Source organism: Blautia parvula (genome assembly GCF_020215665.1).
GTDB classification, from domain to species: Bacteria; Bacillota; Clostridia; order Lachnospirales; family Lachnospiraceae; genus Blautia; species Blautia celeris.
This window is the reverse complement of the sequence record NZ_CP084061.1, coordinates 5701652-5719682: the sequence shown is the minus strand read 5'-3', so window position 1 is coordinate 5719682 and position 18031 is coordinate 5701652. Positions and strand designations below refer to the sequence as shown.

Annotated in this window: 16 protein-coding genes; 1 reads left to right on the top strand and 15 read right to left on the bottom strand. The window is 47.1% G+C overall.

Annotated elements, in window-relative coordinates:
• Positions 1–50: 50 nt before the first annotated feature.
• The 15 genes from LC508_RS26000 to LC508_RS25930 all read right to left on the bottom strand — a co-directional run bounded on the left by LC508_RS26000 (position 51) and on the right by LC508_RS25930 (position 16481).
• Positions 51–1388 (bottom strand): hypothetical protein, encoded by a 1338-nt coding sequence (locus LC508_RS26000; protein ID WP_103731938.1) that lies wholly within the window; start codon positions 1386–1388, stop codon positions 51–53.
• 12 nt (positions 1389–1400) lie between these two features.
• Complete coding sequence (locus tag LC508_RS25995; RefSeq protein WP_033143628.1) at positions 1401–1733, bottom strand: cupin domain-containing protein; 333 nt, start codon at positions 1731–1733, stop codon at positions 1401–1403.
• A gap of 13 nt (positions 1734–1746) precedes the next feature.
• Positions 1747–2211, bottom strand: coding sequence for a flavin reductase family protein (locus LC508_RS25990; RefSeq protein WP_103731939.1), 465 nt, complete (start codon positions 2209–2211; stop codon positions 1747–1749).
• Between the two features lie 30 nt (positions 2212–2241).
• Positions 2242–3756 carry a xylulokinase gene (locus tag LC508_RS25985; protein WP_033143626.1) on the bottom strand — a complete coding sequence of 505 codons (1515 nt, stop codon included), beginning with the start codon at positions 3754–3756 and terminating at the stop codon, positions 2242–2244.
• 13 nt (positions 3757–3769) lie between these two features.
• The gene (locus LC508_RS25980; RefSeq protein ID WP_033143625.1) at positions 3770–4738 is read right to left on the bottom strand and encodes an NAD(P)-dependent oxidoreductase; all 969 of its coding nucleotides are present in this window, start codon (positions 4736–4738) and stop codon (positions 3770–3772) included.
• Between the two features lie 153 nt (positions 4739–4891).
• Complete coding sequence (locus tag LC508_RS25975; RefSeq protein WP_033143624.1) at positions 4892–6163, bottom strand: TRAP transporter large permease; 1272 nt, start codon at positions 6161–6163, stop codon at positions 4892–4894.
• Entirely contained in the window at positions 6160–6726 is a 567-nt protein-coding gene (locus tag LC508_RS25970; protein WP_033143623.1) for a TRAP transporter small permease, read from the bottom strand. The genes LC508_RS25975 and LC508_RS25970 overlap by 4 nt, the downstream gene beginning before the upstream one ends.
• Before the next feature lie 38 nt (positions 6727–6764).
• Positions 6765–7817 carry a DctP family TRAP transporter solute-binding subunit gene (locus LC508_RS25965; protein WP_033143622.1) on the bottom strand — a complete coding sequence of 351 codons (1053 nt, stop codon included), beginning with the start codon at positions 7815–7817 and terminating at the stop codon, positions 6765–6767.
• A gap of 558 nt (positions 7818–8375) precedes the next feature.
• Positions 8376–9077, bottom strand: coding sequence for a hypothetical protein (locus LC508_RS25960; protein WP_052099707.1), 702 nt, complete (start codon positions 9075–9077; stop codon positions 8376–8378).
• 37 nt (positions 9078–9114) lie between these two features.
• On the bottom strand, positions 9115–10080 hold the full coding sequence (locus tag LC508_RS25955; RefSeq protein ID WP_033143621.1) for a D-2-hydroxyacid dehydrogenase: 966 nt from the start codon (positions 10078–10080) through the stop codon (positions 9115–9117).
• A 26-nt stretch (positions 10081–10106) separates the two neighbouring features.
• Positions 10107–10898, bottom strand: coding sequence for an HpcH/HpaI aldolase family protein (locus tag LC508_RS25950; RefSeq protein ID WP_033143620.1), 792 nt, complete (start codon positions 10896–10898; stop codon positions 10107–10109).
• 240 nt (positions 10899–11138) lie between these two features.
• A complete protein-coding gene (locus LC508_RS25945; protein ID WP_103731940.1) occupies positions 11139–12017 on the bottom strand; it encodes a DMT family transporter in 879 nt (292 codons plus the stop codon).
• A 136-nt stretch (positions 12018–12153) separates the two neighbouring features.
• Complete coding sequence (locus LC508_RS25940) at positions 12154–13530, bottom strand: GntP family permease (protein WP_033143618.1); 1377 nt, start codon at positions 13528–13530, stop codon at positions 12154–12156.
• A 34-nt stretch (positions 13531–13564) separates the two neighbouring features.
• Positions 13565–15199 carry an amidohydrolase gene (locus LC508_RS25935; RefSeq protein WP_118593822.1) on the bottom strand — a complete coding sequence of 545 codons (1635 nt, stop codon included), beginning with the start codon at positions 15197–15199 and terminating at the stop codon, positions 13565–13567.
• Between the two features lie 145 nt (positions 15200–15344).
• Positions 15345–16481, bottom strand: coding sequence for a tyrosine-type recombinase/integrase (locus LC508_RS25930; RefSeq protein ID WP_103732067.1), 1137 nt, complete (start codon positions 16479–16481; stop codon positions 15345–15347).
• Between the two features lie 312 nt (positions 16482–16793).
• On the opposite strand from LC508_RS25930, the gene LC508_RS25925 reads away from it, so the two are divergent.
• A complete protein-coding gene (locus tag LC508_RS25925) occupies positions 16794–17966 on the top strand; it encodes a GGDEF domain-containing protein (protein WP_158587236.1) in 1173 nt (390 codons plus the stop codon).
• The last annotated feature ends 65 nt before the right edge of the window (positions 17967–18031 follow it).

Genomic DNA, 18031 nt, shown 5'->3' with positions numbered 1-18031 from the left:
TTGACCCAACCGTTCCGACCAGAAATAATTGATCAGACCTGATTGATCAGTTAGCAAAACGTAACCTTCTCAATCCCCATAAACTTACACACCAGGCTCATCACATCTGTATAATCCCCTTCTTTCACCAGAAGATGATGGTCCATTCCCTTTTCCATCAGTGTATTTACCACCTGGCTGGCTTTTCCGGACACGTGGAGTTTAACAAGGAGTTTCTCTCCCCCCTCTACCCATTCCTCATGGGTGGCTGCCTCCACATCGGCCTTTTCCACCAGAAGCTTATACTGTCCCCTGTTTCCCACAATGCTGGAAACGGTCACACTTTCCATGCCCTTCAGCGGCACGCCCACGAATGTGCCTTTCTCGCCGCTTGGTGAAATCTGTACCTTGTCGATGCTCTCTGCCAGGGAATGGGCTGTGCTCCCCTCATGAGCCAGGGCCAGGATATCGTTCACATCATCCATGCTGCCCACCTCGCCGAGGGCACAGGCGCCGCCCTTTGCCGCCAGATTCAGCATATACATCACCATGGTGTGGCCGATATCTCCCTCTGTGTCCACGATCATCCCCTCGTCTGCCAGCCAGGAGGATGTCAGGTTCATCAGTCCGCTGTACATGGGATAACACTCCGCTGCCATGGCGTCCAGGGAATACCGCTCAATGACTTTTTTTGTAGAGAGATATACCTTTGCCATATACAGCATGGTCTCCTTATCCGCCAGCACCTTTCCGGTGCGCTTTGACAGGCAGTTAAGTGTCTTTTCAGCTTCCTCATCGCTGATCTTATCTGCCCCTTCCGTAATCTCGCTCATTTCAATATGGATCAGGGTCACACCAAATTTTTTAGAAAATTCCCACTCCTCTGCGGACATATCCTGGGGACCTGCCACACGCCATGTCTGACGGGGGCCCACAAGGGCAAGGCGCATTCCCTTTACCGCCCTGATGACCTGGGATGCCTGGGCCGCTGCTTTTACTCTGCCTGCAGGTGCCTCATCTTCCGGCAGTCCGTAAACGTACTCGTATTCGATGCCCTGACCTTTCAGGATGGAACCGAAATGCTGTACACATCCGATAGAAAATGTCTCTGTGTAAGGCACTGCCCAGAAAATTGTGGGAATCTGCAGCTCGTTCATGAAGATATACTGCATGGAGTCCATGATCCATGTCACTTCCACAATAACCAGCGCATCCAAATCCTCTTTTTTAAACTGTCTGCATACGTCCACCGCATCCGCCGCATCCCATGCCACCTTATCTGCGCATACCACTTCTAACCCCTGGCTGCTCAGTGCGTTTTTCACTCCGTTTATCAATTCCTCTGCTCTTTGTCCCCCGCTCTCAAATCTGCAGGTGACGCCTACAACTCCTACTTTTGGCTGGTTCATCTCTAATTCCTCCTATTTGAAATGGCTGGGAGCACAGCTCCATGTAATGACTGCCGGCTCCATTCCTATATTTGTCAGTTCGTGGGGTTCCCCCTCCTCTACCAGGATGATATCCCCCTCAAAAAGCTCATAGTGTCCTCCCGTATGGGGATTTCTCATAATCACATGTCCACGGCTCACAAAAAACACTTCATGGGACAACGGATGGCCGGGATCGATGCCCCCGGTCTGTCCGGGCAGAAGGGTGGAGGAACCAAATGTGATCTTACCTGTTTCCAGATATTCTCTGCAGACTTCCGGTCCGTCCAGGGAAATCCGCGCCTCTTTCTCTCTCATAACTTTCATATCTTTCCCCCTCCTAAAAGAAATCCTTTTCTCTGTATAAAAGTGCCTCTCCGGAAAATACCTGTCCACTGACCGCTTCCGCAATAAAAATACAGTGGTCAGAGCTTTCCGTCACACTCGTCACCTCACATATGATGCAGGCGGCAGCACCTTTGATAAAGGGCAGCCCCTCCTCTGTAAATTCCACATCCACTTCCGCCAGCTTGTCCTTTTTTCTTCCGCTGACACTGCCGCATTTCAGGGCAGTCTCTCTCTGATCCTTTGTCAGAACGCTCACGGAAAATCTACTGCTGTCCTTCAGAAGCTCTGCGGTGTAGTGGCTCTTTGAGACTGCCGCCATCAGCATGGGCGGCCTTCCCGATACCTGGGACAGCCAGGCTGCTGTCATCAGATTATATTTTCCGTCTGCATGGGTACCAATGACATATACGCCGTGCGTCATGGTGTTCATGGCAGACCGGATATTTTTTTCGCTCATAAGTTTGCATCCTTATCTTACATATTCGTATTACATTTTTTCAAAGCATTCGGTCAGGTCAGAGAAGAGTTTGCGGTACATAGCGTACCCTTTCTCATAGGCCTCCCGGTTGTGGGCAGAGGGTGTGATGCGTTCTTTGACTTCCACCATACTGTCCACTGCGCTTTCCACACTCTCAAAGATGCCCGTGGCAGTCCCTGCCAGTATGGCGGCTCCCAGAGATGCGGCCTCCACGGATTTGACGGTCTCCAGTGTCACCTGATTGATATCTGCCTTGATCTGACACCATACCCGGCTCTTGGAACCGCCGCCCAGGGAACGAATCTCTTTTACCCGGATTCCCATGTCGTTCAGTGCTTCTATATTCCGCCGCAAGATATAGCCCAAAGATTCCATAATAGATCTCATAAAATGCGGCATGGTATGCTGGAGGGTAAACCCGAACCAGACACCTTTCGCCTTGGAATTTACATCCGGGGCCAGGGACCCCGACAGATGAGGAAGCATGACCAGGCCGTCAGAACCGGCCGGTATCTTTTCCACCTGCTTACTGATCATATCGTAGGCATCCTGACCTCCTCTTTTCTCAGCCAGCATTTCCACCTCACAGAATTTATCCCGGAACCAGCGCAGGGTCATGCCTCCGTTAGTGAATGTGTGGATCATATACATTCCGTTTACAGGGAAACAGAACAGGGGCATTTTACATGCAGGATCAAATACGGGTTTGTTGACCGGAACACATACGGCAAGTGCCGCACCCACAGTCTCGGAGAACATGCCCTCCCTGATATTTCCTGCACCGATGGCGCCTGCCGCCTGGTCAAGCGCGCCGGTGCAGACCGTAAGATCCGTTCCGAGGCCCAGCTCTGCTGCTACCTCGGGCAGGATTTTTCCCACTATCTCCCCGGATTCCCTGACAGGGGCAAGCTGTGATTCCTTGATTCCCAGAAAATCCAGCATCTCCTGCCAGTAACTTCTTTCAATAATATCCCAGTAGGTGGAGGAGCAGACAAGAGATGGCTCTGTGGCATATTTTCCTGTCAGCCTGTAGATAAAGTAATCCTCGATCAGGAGAAACTTGTCTGTGTTCTGAAAAACTTCCGGCTCATGCTCACGTACCCAGAGGATTTTCGATGCGGGCCAGCAGGCCTCAAAACTGACCTGGCCTGTTTTCTGATAGCACTTGGCATTTCCGAAGGCCTCCTTAAGCATCTCTGCCTCCCTGACTGCGCGGTTGTCCATCCATACAATGGCATTTCTTAGGGGCCTGCCGTCCTTGTCCAGAAAGAAGATGGTCTCCCCCTGGGCGGACATGGCAAGGGAAATCTGCGCGTCCTTTGCTATGGTGTAACGGCTTTTTATATCCTTCAGACCTGTGCAGAAGGCATCCCAATATACTTCCGGTTTTTCCTCCACATAATTAGGGGCAGGAGTCAGTAAATCGTATTCCTGGGTGGAGACAGCCAGCAGTGCACCTGTCCTGTCAAACAGGGCGATCTTCATTGCAGTGGTTCCAATGTCCAGACCAAGCAGCAATTTCATTATCCCACCTCCTCTATTTCAAAACTTCCGGGTTCACCACATTATAGGGTTTCTTCCCCTCCAGCACTCCGATGATTCCGCCCAGTGCCTCCCGGCACATGCCCATGCGTGCCTTCAGGGTACAACTGGCGATATGCGGGGTCAGTGTCACGTTGTCAAGCTCCAGAAGCTCCGGTTCCACATTCGGCTCATCCTCGAACACATCCAGGCCCGCGCCCTTGATCGTGCCGTCCTTCAATGCCTTTGCCAGTGCTTTTTCATCAACAATAGGGCCTCTCGCGGCGTTGATAAGATAGGCGCTGTCCTTCATGGCCCGGAATACTTCCGCATTGAAGATATGATGGTTCTCCGGAATATACGGCATATGCAGGGTAATGCAGTCACTGTTCTTTACCACATCATCGAAGCTCATGTACGTTACGTTATATTCTTTTTCCACTTCCTGTGAAGCTCTGTATTTGTCAAAGTAGATGACTTTCATCCCAAGTCCCTGGGCTTTTTTGCAGACCATCTTTCCGATACGCCCGAAGCCCATGATTCCCAGCGTTCTGCCGTAGACTTCACAGTCGATATCTGAGAAATTCGGTGAGTTCCACACACCGCGGCGCACCTCCCTGTCATATCTTGCCACACCGCGCATGGTGGCGATCAGTAGAGCCACTGCATGTTCCGCTGTGGCCTCCGTCACTGTTGTGGGAGTATTTACAACAGGCAGCCCCACCTCTGTGGCATATTTCCAGTCTATGTTGTTGTAGCCCACGCCGAAATTGGCGATGACTTTCAGGTTCTTTGCCCTGTCGATCACCTTTTTGTCACCCTCGTTGTCCAGTATGAAATAAGCATCATAATCCTCGATCATTTCGTATACCTCATCATAAGAAAACGCGTGTTTTTCTCTGGACGGACAGGTGAAATCATAGTCTTCTTTATATGGGGCAAGGCATTCTTCCGGAACCCATTCTGAAATCAGTATTTTTTTCATAGATTTTACTTCCTTTCTGCTGTTTGATCACTGTTTTCATCATACCTGCAATCGCCTGCAGAGTCGATGAGCAATCTTGCATTTATCATTTCTTATCTTGTCATTTTGGCTGAATCCTGTCCTGCATATGATTGGACCTATTACAGGATTCCATCAAAGAAGGAATGTACTGATCCCCGGCACCAGCGCAACCAGAATACAGATCAGAAATACCGTCACGATCAAAGGCCATCCTTCTTTTATGTAGTCAACCAGCTTCACTTTCGTAACCGACATGCAGGTAAAGAGCATTACCCCGAAAGGCGGTGTAATGCCGCCGATGGTATCCATGAGGCACATAACGATACCGAGATGGATAGGGCTGATTCCCAGCGCTATGGCGGCAGGGACTAGAAGAGGCGGCAGTATGATCAGGGCAGCCGCTGCATCCAGGAACATGCCCAGGATAAAGAGGAACAAAAGGACCAGCATGATGAATACATATTTGTTGCTTGTCAGGTTCAGAAGCGCGGAAGCCATGTTCTGCGGAATCTGCTCCCAGACCATATACTGTGAGAACAGGCCTGCTGCCGATAAGATCAGCAGAACGTTAGCTGTGCTTGACACGGAGTCAACAATAATATGTTTGATATGTTCTCTCTTCAGCTCTTTATATACGAATTTACCGATGATGATGGAGTAGACAATGGTCACCGCACCGCATTCCGTGGGTGTGAAAATCCCCATCCTCAGACCCATAATGATTCCAAAGGGCAGAATCAGTGCCCAGACGGATTTTTTAAGCTGAGGCCATATTTCCTTCCAGGTTGGCCTGTGGCTCCTGGATGCAATAAACCCTCTTTTTTTCGATACGATATAATTGGTGATCATAAGGGAAATGGCGATCAATATTCCCGGTATGTAACCTGCGAGGAACATGTCCCCGATAGATACACTTGCCGCCGTCGCATAGATGATCAGGCAGATTCCCGGCGGTATGATGGGTGTGATACAGGAGGATGCCGCTGTGATCGCCGCCGCATAACCTTTTGTATATCCTCTCTTCTCCATTTCCGGCACCAGCATCTTGCTCTCAAAGGCACAATCCGCGCAGGAGGAACCTGAGATTCCGCCCATGAATGTGCTGAGCAGCACATTCGTATGCCCCAGACCGCCTGTAAAATGCCCTGTCAGCACTTCACAGAAATCCATCAGACTGCTGGAGATTCCTCCGTATCCCATGATACATCCGGCTGTGATGAAGAACGGTACTGCCAGCATGGTAAAGGATTCCGATGTGGACAGCAGTGACTGGGTCATGACATCCATGGGCACTCCCTCACACATAAATACAAAATACACAAGCGCTGAAATGATCATGGAAAATGCAACCGGTATATTCAGGAAAAACAGTACAAAAACCAGTAAAATCGGCCATAGATTCATCTTTCTTCACCCCTTTCTTCTGTCTGTTCCCTCTCCTCAAGAACCATATCCTCCACGGTTTCCACAGTAAAGATTCCCTGATATATAGGTCTTGTGTGGAAATAATCCTGGTATCTCACCACATTGATGCAGAAGAAAATAGCATGGATGAACATCAGGCCAAAGCCTACCGTCATGGCCAGAGCTTCAAAAGTATAAGGGATATTCATGATCGGTGTCTTTCTTGTCCACGCATTTACGGAATATACCAGGCTTAAATATGCCGCTGCTCCGATACACACAATCTGCACTATCATGGAAAACATAGTTACCACCACTTTTAATTTTTCAGGAAAAACCCTTACCAGGATATCAATGGAACTGTGCTGATACCGTTTGTACACTGCACTGGCTCCCACAAAGATCAGCCAGGCAAAGCAGAAATACGATATTTCCTCTGCCCAGGGATAGCTCTTGCTCAGGACCAGTCTGCAGAATACATTAAAAACTGTTGCCACAGACATGATACAGAGAGCGATACCAGCAATAATCTCTTCTATATTTACACATATTTTTTTCAGCATTTTTTCTCCTAACCCCCTTTTCAGGACAGGCCGTCTGTCTATTCATGGCCTAACGCTTTTTTCGCTCTGTCATACAAACCTTCCGACCATTCCGGGAATTTCGTATATACAACCTGGCAGGCTTCCTTAAAGGCTTCTGTGTCAGCTTCGTGGAATTCTACGCCCTCTGCCTCCATTTTTTCCTTGATCGCCTCTTCGTCCGCAAGCACGTGCTCTGTGGTGTACTCGGCAAAGCTGACGGCTTCCTCTTTCAGAATCGTCTGCAGATCCTCATCCAGGCTCTTGTACACATCTGTGGATATGATGATTCCATCCGGTGCTATAATATGAGATGTCATGGTCACGTGTTTGGCAACCTCCTGGAATTTCGCAGCGTAGATCAGGGAAAGCGGATTTTCCATGGCATCACAGACTCCCTGCTGCAGGGCTGTGTAAACCTCTGAAAAAGCAACGGTTGTAGGGCTTGCGCCCATGGCCTTTACCATCTCGATCTGAAGCGGGGTACTCGGCACACGGAATTTCACACCCTTCATCTCACTCAGGTCAGCAACCGAATGCGTTGCAATGGTCTGTCGGGTTCCGTAGTAACCGCTCATGTTGTCAAGGACTGTGATGCCTGCATCTGCACACTTCTGTGCCAGATCTTCACCGAATTCCGAAAATGCCAGTTCCTTAATTTCAGACACGTCATCATACAGGTAAGGGGCAAACATGATGGCATAATCCGGACAGTAATCCTTCAGCAGGGCAGGGTCCACATAATTCATCATGTAGCTTCCTCTTCCAATCTGTTCAATGACCGCGTCGTCATCACCCATAACAGAATCCGCAAAGACCTGAATCTCCAGTCTTCCGTCACACCGCTCATTCACTTTCTCTGCAAATGTCTCGATGTCCTTGGATATGACGCTGTCACTGGGAATAGAGTGCGCGAATTTAAGCGTTATCTTTTTTCCGCTCTGTTGTTCCGCTCCCGCTGCTTTCACTTCACTTCCGCTTGTCTTGTTTTGGCCGCTGCCGCCGCAGCCGGACATCATGCCTGCCGCCAATGCTGTTACTGCTGCAAATACTATTACTTTTCTCATCTTCATAATCTGATTTCCTTCTTTCTTTTTTATTTGTAATGGTCCCGTCCTCTTCCGAATACCGGCTTACAGAACCTTTCCAACTGCCGAAAACCGCTTTGCGATAGTCCGATGCCTGATACCGCTGTCTTCTCATACGGTCAGCGCAGGAATTGCGCAGACCTGTCTGGACGGTTAGAAACAGTTACCATATATCTTCTGATTCATCTGCATGTTTTTTTCATCCCCCGGGCATTTTATCCACTCCTTCCCTGTCACTGTTTCAAGCACTTCAATGTAATAATAGAATACAGGAAACATGTGTCAAATCCTATAATATATCTTGCACACGGGGTTTCTTTTCTTGTCATTCTGTATACTATCTTTTTGATTTTTCATCTGTTTTCATCACTTTATCCTAATCCTGCTGTTGATCCGGCGCGTACCGGAACGAGCCAGAAATTTTTTTCACTGTAATGGAGGAAAGAAAATGCAGTACAGACTATGGAACTGCTTATTTCTTTATAAACTAAACGGTCCGCAGTCATTTACCGCGAACCGTTTGTTCTTACGCCTGCTTTGCCATTAAGCGACAGCGTCCTCTATTCCTAAATATTTTAAAAATCCAACAACATACACCAGATTATCCCTGAATGACCCTTCCTTTACAAAATTCTTTGTAAACAGTGCGCTTCCCATGGTAAAACACCAGGGATTCATCTCCTTTACAAGTTCCATCCTCTCCTCTGAGCCGATACTTCCGGCCAGGACGACGGGTGTTTTTGCTTTGCGGATATACTCTGCGGAGAGTTCTGTGGGATCTCCGTCCACATAGCGGTATCCTAACAGGTCTGTTCCGAATACACCCTTTTCCGCAAATGCTGCCTCCTGCGCAAGCATCTCCTCCACAGTTCCCTCCAAAATGCTGGGGCTCTTTGATACCTTTCCTGCAAACGGGCAGTATTTTAATCCCTGTTTTTTTACATACTCAGCTACACTGTCATAGTATAAAGTGCCTAAGAGATAGTCAAAGCCGCATTCCACTGCCAGTTTTGCACCTCTCATACATTCTTCTTCACTGTATGACACCACTTCCAGAAAAGAAGTCTTGCCGGCTTCTCTCATCTTTGTGCAGAGCACTTTCATTTTTTCAGGTTCCATTCCAACGTCCTTGAATCCCCAATACTGGATGGGAAGATCTTTGTTTTCCTCAAAAATTTCAATTGCGTTTGGCACGGTTTTATCATTATGGGTCAGCATGATGATGATCTTATCTAACATTGACATTTTTATTTCTCCTTTTTCACATTCATGGATTCTAAAGTTATGGGTTCACTACGTTTACAGGGCTGCCGTCTGTAAAGGCTTTCAAATTGTCCACGGCAATATTCATAAGCCTGCTTCTGCTCTCTTTCGGGGCCCAGGAAATGTGCGGGGTTATGATACAGTTCTTTGCCTTCAGCAGCGGGTTATTGCCTTTTATGGGTTCTGTGGACACCACATCCAGGCCTGCGGCATAAACCTTTCCTGTATTCAGAGCATCCGCCAGGTCCTGTTCCACAATTAACGGTCCTCTGGAATTATTTAAGATAATTACACCGTCTTTCATCTTTGCAATACTTTCTCTGTTGATCATTCCCTCTGTACTTGGAAAGAGCGGGCAGTGCAGGGCGATCACGTCCGCACGTGCATACAGTTCTTCCACTGTGACGTACTCTGCGATCTCTTCCCCGGATTTGTTGGGATATTCATCATTGGCGATCACCTGCATACCAAGAGCTTTCGCAATGCGCCCTGTGGCCTGCCCTATACGGCCAAAACCAATCACTCCCATGGTTTTGCCTGCAAGCTCGATCAGGGGATAATCCCAGAAACACCAGTCCGCATTGTTCTCCCAGCGCCCCTCGTGGACTGCGTCACTGTGGTGCGCCACATGATGACAGATTTCCAGCAGCATGGCAATGGCAAACTGTCCCACAGCCGCAGTGCCGTATGTTGGAATATTGGAAACGGGGATTCCCTTTTCTTTTGCAGCGGCAACATCCACCACGTTGTACCCGGTAGCCAGTACACCTACGAATCTGATGCTGCTGCATGCATCGAATACCTCTCTCGGAAGCGGGGTTTTATTTGTGTAGACCACCTCTGCATCACCGATTCTGTCAATGATCTCCTGTACATCCGTCAGGGATGTCCTGTCATAGACTGTGACCTGCCCAAAAGCTTCCATCCCTTTCCAGTCCAGATCTCCGGGATTCAATGTGTAGCCGTCTAATACTACAATCTTCATCTGTATCTCTCCCTTCCTAAGACTGCTTATTTGATGGCGTCTGCCATATCTTTTACATCCTTACAGGTACCGGTCCAGGCTGCCATGAGGATGTCCATCTGATCCAGGATGCAGAAATGTTTTACTCCCATATTTCTGTAATATTCTGCGTCTTCAAGGGTGGCGATCTCCACTCTTGGCTGCACTCCGTGTTTTAAAGCGGTCCTGATCATTCTCTCGTGCTCTGCCTGCACCTCCTCTTTGTGGTCCGCACAGTTCCATCCTCTGCTCATGCAGTAATCGGAAGGTCCGAACTGAACCATATCCACACCGGGAATGGAGCAGATCTCTTCAATGTTGTCCATTGCCTCTTTCTTTTCGATCATAAAAGCTTTTACAAGGCTGCGGTTCATGGCCGCATAGTCCATCTGTTTTAATTCCGGATGGTAGTTGATCCATCTTGCATTGGGATAACCGAATTTGCCGTTGTCCTCCGGTGTCTTCGGCAGTAATTTTTCAATGGTCTCTTTCACCTGCTCCGGTGTCTCGTGGTCTGTGAACAGGATTGCCTGGAAACCACAGGCCGCCGCTTTCTGTGCCACATAGAACCGGTTCTGGAAATCCACTTTGATCATGGAGCCTGTGTTGTACAGTTCACATGTCCTGACAAAATTCTCAAGATCATTGAAAGAGAACGGTGCATACTCTGCCAGGAATTCAAAGTAATCAAAGTTTCCGGTTGAGGCTGCAGCCTCCACGATCGTGGGCCATGTGCTCCAGATTCTGGTGTTGACGGTTGCTTTTCCTTCGTTAAGCTTTTCTCTTAATTTGTTTAACATAGTGCATTCTCCTTTTTTGGTTGTGTTGTTTTTTTCTTGATATCAGAATACCGGAAAATGCGCTGTAAAACGATTATTATTCTTGTTCACTACATTTCTTATCCTGTCATTGTTGTTTTGCCTGCAAGAAGGAGCAGAAATACCGAAGGAACGAATCGAACTGCGGCTCGGTTATCCATCACGTAAAAAGATGCCTGCCGGAAATTCCGGCAGACACCTTTAAAATAAATATTCAATCCATTATTGTGCTTTTAATTCCGAAATGAGCACAGCCGCAAGCATACATACGCACCCTGCAAACATACGCGCCGTAAACCTCTCATGCAGAAGTAATACGGAAAACAGCATTCCGAACACTGCTTCTGTCGTCAGAAGAACGGATGCCACATTCGGATTTATCCGTTTCTGGCATACAATCTGCAAAAGAAACCCTGCCATAGTACTGAAGATTCCCAGATACAACATTTTCCCGGCCATCCCCGGTTCAAATACCTGCATCGGAAACGGTATCTGCCCTGCTAGGATGCAGAGCCAGGAAATGAGGTTTGCAAAGAAAAACTGCAGGGCCGTCAGTACCACAGGGTCGGTTTTCCTTGTATATTTATCTACAAATATAATATGCAAAGCAAGACCTGCGCCACATATGACGGTCAGAAAGTCTCCGGTTTGAACCGTCAGATCCCCTCGTATGGATAAAAGGCCAATGCCCAAAATTGCTATGAAAGCAGCGGCAACACATTTTCTGTCCGGGCGCCTTTTTTCTATCCACCAATATAAAAATGGTACAAGAATCACGTATACGGTTGTGATGAATGCATTTTTGCCTGCTGTCGTATACTTGCATCCCAATGTCTGAAAAAACTGGCTGACAAACAACAGGACTCCCAATACCATACCCTGTTTTATAACAGGTAAAGGTATCCCCGCCGGTAAAGATCTCCTGCAAAGTAAAAAAACTGCCATCCCCACAGAGGCGATCAAATAGCGCAGCGCCAGCAGATAGAGAACGGGAATGGATTCCGTGGAATCCTTTACCACCACAAAAGAAAATCCCCACAGCAATGTGGCGGTCAAAAGCCCCAGGCTCCCCCATATCTGCTGTTTTCCTGCTTTGTCCATTTTATCACCTCCCCGTATCGTTTGCCTTTAGTCTACACGGAAAAGGCCGGGGAGGCGATTATCTATGTTGTGATTTTCATTTCTTTTTCTGCTGTTTCTGCAGATACAGCAGTTTCCTCTGAATCTGGCTTCTTTTTTAAAGCAATCCGGGAAGTACATTCTGGAATAAAGACAATATAAGTACCGCTCCCAGTATACCAAGTCCGCCCAAAAATCCGCCCACGGTCCAGCAGCGGAAGGTCTCCGGTATACTGATTCTGTTGAATTTGCTGATTGACCAGAACCCGGAATCATTCGGAAGAGACAGACCCACTCCCCCTGCACAGATGGCAACTGCTGCCAGTATAGGCGAAGTACCTGCTGCAATAACTGTTGAATAAAGGATTGCCGAAGTAGTTGTGATGGCCACTGTGGTCGACCCCTGAGCCAAGCGGATGATCTGTGCCAGCGCAAATCCCAGTATAAGCACAGGAATGTGGAGATTTCCAAATACCTGAGCCATATAATCTCCGATACCGGTCAGCTGAATTACCTTACCGAACGCTCCGCCTGCACCTGTAATCAGCAGAATCATACCCACCTGATCCAGGCCGCGCCCCATGATCTCACTCATACTTCCTTTGATATAAGGTTTTGCGATCAACATGGCACATAATACGCCCACTGCCATAGCCAGATTCTTATTTCCGATAAAGGCCAGATACGGAACTGCCCCATTGTTTTCCGGGAGAAGTACCGATGCAAAGCTGCCAATCACGATCATCAGAATTGGTATCAGAAGTATCAGCATCGCTGCTCCGAAAGAGATTTTCTTATCGCTGCTCTCTTCTTTTTCCATAGTTTTTTGTTCTTCCAGTTCAAATTCATCCAGAACCCTCACATATCCGCTTTTCTTTTCCTTACGGTCCAGATATTTTCCCCATAAAATACCACCGGTCAAAAATCCAACAAGGCCAGCCAGAGTGGAATACACAAAGAAGACCCCGATATTCAACTCCATATTTTCACAGACTGCAAGAGGCCCAGCTGTGGGAATTACACACGCCGCGGTTATGGAAGCTGCAACCGCATAGCAGGAGACAAATGACAGACGGCTGATATTTGTCTTCCTGGACAAAGCTCTGACCATAGTGGAAAACAAAACCGTGACCACATCCCCAAATACAGGTATCCCCGCAAAATATGCAGCGATTCCAAGTCCCGCCGGAGAGTTCTTTTCCCCGAACAGATGAATCATTTTGTCTGCAATGGCATTGATTCCCCCTGATTCAAAAAGCAGCATTCCCAGCATGACACCCATACCGGTTACAATTCCTATACCGCCTATGGTTCCGGAAAATCCATCTGCCACTGCGGACGTAATATCTCCAAAAGGCATTCTGACAAGCAAAGCGGTAAGAAATGATGTGATGATCAATGATACGAATGCATTCAATTTAAACTTAATGATGGTCACCAGCAAAAATGCCAGTGAGACGATAAATATAACAATCAATAAAGGTCCTGTTACCATTTTTTCCTCCTCCGTTTTCCATATAAACTGTTATTTAAATGTGTTCATAAACACATTTACCACCCAAAACTGTTTTTAAAACACAAATGTCCTTTATTTCATCCACAGGACACTCCATAATATCCCTGTCCAATATTACAAAGTCAGCCAGCTTTCCTTTTTCAATGGTGCCTTTTATATTCTCCTCGAACTGTCCAAAAGCGGCCCAGTCGGTATAAGTCCTAAGGGCTGCCTCCCTGGAGATACAGTTTTCGGGAAACCATCCGCCCTCCGGATTTCCATCCTGGTCTTTCCTTGTCACCGCTGCATAAATTCCCCAGAAAGGATTGGCCGGGGAGGACGGCGAGTCAGATCCGCCTATGACCTTCACTCCTTTTTTCCATGGCATTCCGCTGGCATATGAACGTGCTGCCCTCTCTTTTCCGATACGGCGTTCTGCCATGGGAGCGCTTCTCGGGGCATGGATAGCCTGCATCCCCGGAAGAATACCCAGTTTTCTGATTCGGTCCACATCCTCCTCTGTCACCAACTGGAAATGTTCAATCCTGAATCTGTGGTCCGCACCGGAATTTTCACCCAGCACTTTCTCATAAGTATCTATGACCTGCCTGTTTGCTCTGTCCCCAATGGCATGAGTGATGACCTGGAACCCATGGCTGTATGCTTCCTTGACCAGGGCATATAACTCTTCATCTGAATGATTTAATTTTCCCCTGTATCCGGGCCTGTCCGTGTAATCTTCATACAATGCAGCACTCTGTGACCCAAAAGAACCGTCTGCAAAATATTTCACCGCACGGATTGAAAGATGTTTCTCATACAGTCCAATCTCCGGGCCTGTCTTGTAATAACTCTTCCACGACAGATCATCCGCTTCACCCGGCAGTGCCCCCAGAGCTCCGCTGATCCGCAGCTGCAGCCTGTCCTCTTCAAAAAGCTTTTTCATACAGCGGATATGGCTGGATATCACATTCATGGCCATAACCGAAGTAAATCCCAGCTTAAAGGACTCATTCTGGGCACAGAGCAGTGCCTCCTCCATTTGCTTCTCTGTGAGCGGCGGGATTTTATCAACTACCAATTTACATGCGTTATCGCTGACACATCCCAACAGTTCCCCATCCTCTCTTTTCAGGATTTCCCCGCCCTGGGGATTTGGTGTATCCTTTGTGATTCCTGCCAGTTCCAAAGCTTTTGAGTTCAGCCAGAGCATATGTCCGTCACATCTTCCCAGCGATACCGGATTGTCCGGTACCACTGCGTCAAGCTCTTCCTTTGTGGGATAACTTTTGTCCTCCCATACCTCGTTGTTCCAACCGAAATCACTTTGAATCCATTCCCCCGGACACAGCGTATCTGCTTTTTCGCGGAGCTGCTGAAAAATTTCTTCTTTTTGCTTCCAAAAACAATCAATCTGCATAGATACTTCACCGAATTTCAGCAGATGGGTATGCCCCTCTATCAGTCCCGGTATCACACAGGCTCTGTCCAGATTCACATATTTTGTATCAGAATTTCCATACTGCTTCATTTCATCAAAGGTTCCGGTATCTATGAGATATTGTCCCTTTACAGCAAATGACTGAACAATTGTCATATTCTGATCCATGGTGTAGATTTTACCATTATAATATATGACATCTGCAGATTTATCTTGTTGTTTGTACATACTTTTCTCCTTTCCCTTGTTGTATTTTTATGTATTTTAGCATGTAATCTGTAAAGTCAGAATCCTTTATTTTGTCATGCAGATGTTTTATCTTGCAGAATTTTGTCGAAAAATGCTCCTGACAATCAACCATTATTCTTTTATCTCAGGGTGTTGTAAGCCGGTTCATATATTCCCTCTTTATATCAGCCTGTATATGAACATAAAGATCCAGCGTTGTCTTTACGGAAGTATGTCCCAAAATCTCTGACAGGGATTTCGTATCAAAGCCCTGTTCTATCCAGCGGCAGGAGAACTGATGGCGAAGGGAATGTATTTTTATGTGTGGTATCTGACATTTTTTCAAAAGAGCTGCATATCTTCGCTGCACTGTGCGCGGCTCCGCACAGTTCTCCGTTCCTGTCAGAAGAAAGAAACTTCCGTTCTTCTTCAACGCTTTTCCCATAGACTGCAGGCGGTCGGGAAGAGGGATCTCCCGTATGGAGGTTGAAGTTTTCGGCGTGCCGATGTTAAGCCGTGTCCGCGGACACTCCCTTTTTCCCTCTTCTATGGTCATATCCAGATTCTTTACACGTGTAACTGTCCGGCGGATGTATATTTTGCAGTCTTCAAAGTCTATGTCCTCCCATTTCAGCCCACAGAGCTCACCCACACGTATGCCTGTATACATACATAAAAGGATACCGAAAGTAAACGGATCCGTACCTTCACTCAGGCAGGCATCCAGTTTCCTGAAATCCTCTTTACTCATGATTCGTATTTCTTTACCACCGGCGGGAATCCGGGGAAATTTCAGGAGCTCGGCAGGAAGGCACCCCTGTTCCTGCCCATAACGCAGTATATTTTTCAGCACTCCCATAATCACATGTATACTTCCATAGGACATCCCTCTTTCCAGTTCCTGCTGGACAAAATTTAACAGGGTGCGGTTTGTAAATTTCCTGATCTGCATATCCCCTAATACAGGCAGTATATGATTATTCAGTATTTCTCCGTAATTGGAATACGTGCTTTCTTTTACGGTATAACGGATATGGTTCTTCCAATGTATACTGACTGTACGGATTCTGTCATCTTCCGGCAGTGCGGATGGCTGGCCGCCGTATGAAAAAAAGGGCGGGAACTCTGATATGATTTTTATTTTCTTATCTTTAACCTCTTTATACGACTTGCCATACAGATATCCATACCTGATTTTACCGTCTATATCACGCCCTTTCATATAACGCGCTTCCCAACGGCCGTCTTTTCTTTTCCTGATGTTTTCACCTTTTCTGGGCATTTTGACCTCCTTGACCTTCTGAGTCTTCCGTGGCTGTGATTTACGGATTCAGACCACTTTTTACCACTCATTGTTAACAAATCACTTTTGCGGTGAAATAAAAAGTATACGGCTGCGAAACTCCTCCATATTATAATATAATTGAAATCCACCAAAAAAAGTCATCACCTCAATCTCTGTTGGCAATGACTTTCATAATGGCAGGACAGGCATATATGCCGGCTGCAGATATTTTTTTATTTTGCTTTTCATTACAATTTATTATATAATATGGAAGTATCCATCATCATACGTCTGCATAAAGGATTAAATATGTTAAAAGACAAGTTACATTCTCTCATTTACTTTCCTTATGAAGAAAAATACCGGGACCAGTTGGAACTGGGAATGGTTTCTCTAAATTATAAATCCGAGCGGGTAATTGCCTGGGTCATGCTGATTACGCAGATCTTTATGATTCTAGTCTTTACTTTTCGTCCCGGCAGTATTTTTTACAGCTTTCGCAGGCTTCGCTATGTCATAGCCTATACGGTACTGTGTGCAGGACTGCTTGTGCTTCTGTCTCTCCACAGACGCGCCAAAGATAACTGGCGGCTGCATTCCAGACTCTGTATATCTTTCGGCGTACTGCTTTCTCTGTGGATTGGATGCATTTCCTATCTGGATGCACTGGGGGATGTGAGCATTATTGTATATTGCTCCTTTCTTCCTATGATGGCTGCTTTTCTTATAGTGCCGCCTTTTATTTTAAGCATCCTGCTTATTTTCACATGCATCCTGACCAACTGCCTGGTGCTCGGGACTCCTTACGGGCAGGAAAATGTATTCAGCACATTGGTAAACAGCATTTTTATCTGTGTGTTATCCATTGTCTATGCTTATCGTATGTACCACGCACGTTTGACCGGCATTTATGACAAGATCATCATTGACCAGAAAAACCGGCAGTTGGAAGCTGCCAATGAAAAACTGGACCTGCTGTCCATGACGGACACTCTGACCGGCCTCGGCAACCGGCGCTATCTGGAGGAATCCGTGAGATCACCCCTGGAGAAATATGGTATCCACATGGGCTCCCTGGCTGTTTTACTGCTGGACATTGACTTTTTTAAACAGTATAATGACCGTTACGGCCATCAGCAGGGAGATTTGTGCCTGCAGGCAGTTGCCTCTGTCTTATCCTCCTGCGCAGAAGATGATAATTTCCATGCTGTCAGATACGGTGGTGAAGAGTTTGTTCTTGTGATAACCGGGCTTTCCTCTGACGTTATAATGGAAATAACAGAACAGATTCGTAAATCGGTCGCCTCTGTTCAAATTCCCGGTCCCATCAAAGCCGGAACTTCCGTTACAGTAAGTGTGGGCGTCTCTTTTCACGAATCATGGGAACCGGGCCTTTTGGAAACTGCCATCTCCGAGGCAGACCGAGCGCTGTATCAGGCAAAACAAAACGGCCGTAACCAGACGGTTCTGTTCAGCAAATAAGCATAAAAGACTCATCTGCGGAAATAAAATACCCGCCGGCTTTTACTATACAAGCCGGCGGGATT